Raw genomic sequence first — 3904 nt, 5'->3', positions numbered from 1 at the left:
ATWATCAAATTTATCAAATTTCATAATTTTAGATTCCTATAATTTCTATTTTAAATATATTTTATAGGAATTTTAAAATAACTAGGTTATGCAAGAAGTCTAATATTAAAAATATTAAAAAGAAAGGAAAAGAATATGCCCCAAACAAAAAAAAGATTGATATAAATAAATTACCAGATATCCCAGACCAATTAAATAATACAAAGGATTTTAAAAATATAAAATCATATATAAAAAAGAAACAATGAGAAATTATCCCGACACTATCTATTTCAAAGGAATTAGCAATTTCTTTTCGAAAAGAAGCAAAACAAAAACAGTGAAAATTATCAACATTAATGGAACAAATATTAATTGAAAGATATGGAAAGGAAAGCAATAAAAATGAAGATGATTAGTTTTTGCAATAAAAAAGGTGGAGTTGGGAAAACGACCCTTTGCAAAAATGTTGCCTACAAGTTAGCACTTGATGGGGCAAAGGTCTTGTTAATTGACCTTGACCCTCAAGCAAATTTAACAATGGATTTTTTTAAAACAAATGATGTTATTGATATGTCCTTAATGGATTTAATATCAAGTAAAAATATTATTAAAAATACTGAAATTAATAAGATTGTAAAAAATCTAAGTATAAAAATACTGACATTATTCCCGCACAAAAAGAATTAACAAAAAGTAGTTTAATTATTGGAACTATGTATGATAAAACAGAAACATACATTATTGCAGATATTATTTATCAATCAAAGCAAGTACTTTTGATAGTTATGATTATGTGTTAATTGATTATCCCCCAACAATAAATGAAATGTCTTTAAATTGGTTAATACTATCTGATTTAATATTAATTCCTACGAACGACGCAATGCGTAGTTTTAAAGGAATTTTAGATTTGTGAGATAATTTAAATGTTATTTGTAGACAAGAAAAGAGAAACATTCCCGATATAAAAATTGTATTTAATAATATAAAAGAAAATATTAATACTGCAACAATATTAAATTGATTGCAAAAAGAAGACTTAGAAAAATATATTTCAAAAACTGAAATTAGACATTCTGATATTTTTAAAACAATTGAAAACAAATTATCGAATGTTTGGGAAAATCAATATTATTGGCGGCAAAAACAAGCATACGAAGAACTCATCAAGGAAATCAAATAAATTGTGTTATAATTTTTTTACCAAGATATTTTATATCTTTGGTATATTATGTAACCCTAAATGTATCAAATGTAGCAAATATCAATCTTCATTAATCTTCTCTTTTAAAAATAAAAAAACTAGATATAAAAATATATCTAGTGTATAGTATTTATGTAATTAAATATTTTTAATAAAAATTTGGTGATACTAAATTGTTTACTATACAATTTAGTATCGTGGAAACACTAGTTGATCGCTAGCGTTTCCACAGACAATTTTAACATATTTTACTGGGGTATTTTTGTGATACTATCTTGAAATGTGTTAGAAATTGTGTTGTGGGAATAGTACGGTGGTGCTATTCTCTTTTTTGTTAAAAAGAGAATTCAGAAAGGAATATATGCAATGAAAAAATTACTAAGCTTATTAACTATAACTACGCTGACAGCAAGCGTTCCTGCTCCATTGCTTGCCAACACAGTACAAACTCGTATCAAACGCGATGTTGGGACAACTGCCAAAGATGTCACAACTGGATTTGTGATAAAAACAAAAGAGAAATTAGATAACTGAAAAAAAGTTTCTGCTAGTGATAATCTTTTCAAAAATATTGATAATAAATATTATTTTGTTGTTTGACATGGTTTATTTAGTAATGAATGAAAAATTAGTAAATTTAATAATAACGCTGAACAAATAAAAATATCTACTATTAGTACTTGGTTAATGAAAAATTTTGGAGATTTAACTGTTGGATATGGTGCAAATTGAAAACATTGAAAAAAAGATAATGGTACTTATTTTAAAGCGGTTTATCGATGGGATGCTGTTGGCGAACCAATAACACCAGAAATTGATAGTAATGGGAATATAATTAATTGAAATATTGATAAAACACCATTTCAACAAGGAATTTCGTTTTCACTTGTGGATGGTTCTAAAACGGCGACTTGGTCTAACGCTGGTATGCGTTTAACGGTTGATGGGGAAACAAACATCAATATTGATAACCCAAATGTTACAGAAGTTTTATGAAATGGTGCTAAACAAAATATGTTAGACCACAAAGTAAATATCAATGTTAAACCTGAAACTATTGAAAAGACCCATAAATTAGTTATCAAATATGATATTCGTGGAACAAAATACACGAGCGAAGACATTGATGTTGTTATGGCGGCAAAAATAGAACCGCCAAAACCAATTGTTAAAGAAAATCTAAGTGAATTAATTAAAACGACTGATTTAGGTAATATCTTAGATAACAACGATGACACTATCAAAGCAAAAATTACAAATATAAATAGTCGTTCGATTGATTTTTCACAAATTAAAATTACTGATAAAACAGACACACAAGCAGCCTTATCAACCATAGAAGGTAGCAAAAGTTACAAAGGCTCAGTTGATATCAAATACAATGTTGTATCAGCAACAACAATTGACTTAAAAATTGATTTAACATCTTCGGCAAGTGGTGTTCAAATAGATAAAGATTATTTGGCCCAACTTGATAGTAGTAAAATGACAAACAAGGTTGATACATTTTACTATGCGAATGGGAAAAGCACAATCAAAATCAAACAACCATCAACTGGCAATGTTATAACTGGAAAAGTATATGGTTGTGATGAGCAATGAAATAAAACATCACAATCAAATGTTATTGACCCAATAAATGGCTTAGAGATTGATAAAGGGCAATATGGTTCGGTTGATGGTCATTATTTGATTGAATTGCAACATCAAGATTTACCAACGCATAAAAAAACTATTTATCTGCAAGTATCAGAAAAACAAAAAGTACCACATTATTGAAATACTGATCATGGCAAACAATTTGAACAGTGAGCAGAAGATAATGGATATAAAAATATCCGCGGTTATAGTGAAAATCAACTAAATGAGTTGTTTGAGTTATCGAAGACTTGAAAACAAAGTTTAGCACATTTAGATTTAAAGTTAGATGAATTTGTTGTTACTAACATTAAAAATGTGACCCAAGATGAAATCGATACTTATAAAACAAAACTGCTTGCTAGTGTAAAAGCCCAAGTTGAAAAGTATGCTCCTGATGTTGTGAAAAACATCGACTATGTTATCGGCGTTGATAATCTTGTTGCTGGTGATTGAACAACAAGCAAAGATGTAAAAGTTCAATCTGTTAATGGCAGTACAAAACTGTTAAGTTTTACTGTCAAAACAATTCCAGCACAGCAAAAAAAACAACCAAACCCAATAACTCCTAATCCAGAACCAACACCAGTTAATAACAAAAAATCGGGATTGGGTATTTGGGCTATCTTTGGAATTGTTGTTGGGTCGCTGGCGGGTCTTGTTCTTTTGGGGTGGTTGTTTAAACGGTTTGTGGTTCACCCGTTTATTTTAAAACCAATCCGCAAGAAAAAAGAAAAAGCCTTTGTGGCAAAAACAGAAAAAGATATTGCCCAAATGAAAAAAGATGATGAAGAATGAGAAGCAAAACAAAAAGGTGATAAATAATGATTAAATTAATTTTGTTTGTTGTGCTGATTCTTATTTGTCTTTTTGCCGGGCCAATATGATGAGTATTGTGTTGCATAATTAAAACTGTTGTGCGAGTTATAAACTACTTTATTCAACGCAAAAAAGACAAAGGAGGTGATAAATATGATGTTACTAGCGACAAGTGGATCAAGATAAAGCCAACATCATTTAAAAATGTCATAGCTATTTAAAATAAAAAATTGTTGTGTAGAAAAGATAGTTAGAGAACYY

At 28.8% G+C, this 3904-nt stretch carries 3 protein-coding genes; all 3 read left to right on the top strand.

Annotated elements, in window-relative coordinates:
• Positions 1-384 precede the first annotated feature (384 nt).
• Entirely contained in the window at positions 385-669 is a 285-nt protein-coding gene (locus EHV01_RS03810) for a ParA family protein (RefSeq protein ID WP_422066270.1), read from the top strand.
• Positions 670-715: 46 nt separating this feature from the next.
• Positions 716-1165, top strand: a complete 450-nt coding sequence (locus EHV01_RS03805) for a ParA family protein (protein WP_422066271.1) — start codon at positions 716-718, stop codon at positions 1163-1165.
• Between the two features lie 387 nt (positions 1166-1552).
• On the top strand, positions 1553-3649 hold the full coding sequence (locus EHV01_RS03800; RefSeq protein WP_422066269.1) for an adhesin: 2097 nt from the start codon (positions 1553-1555) through the stop codon (positions 3647-3649).
• Positions 3650-3904: the final 255 nt, after the last annotated feature.

This window comes from Spiroplasma sp. hy2 (genome assembly GCF_044714365.1).
In the GTDB taxonomy this organism is placed as follows: Bacteria; Bacillota_I; Bacilli_A; order Mycoplasmatales; family Mycoplasmataceae; genus Spiroplasma; species Spiroplasma phoeniceum.
The sequence above is the reverse complement of the archived record's forward strand: the minus strand, read 5'-3'. Positions and strand labels throughout refer to the sequence as shown.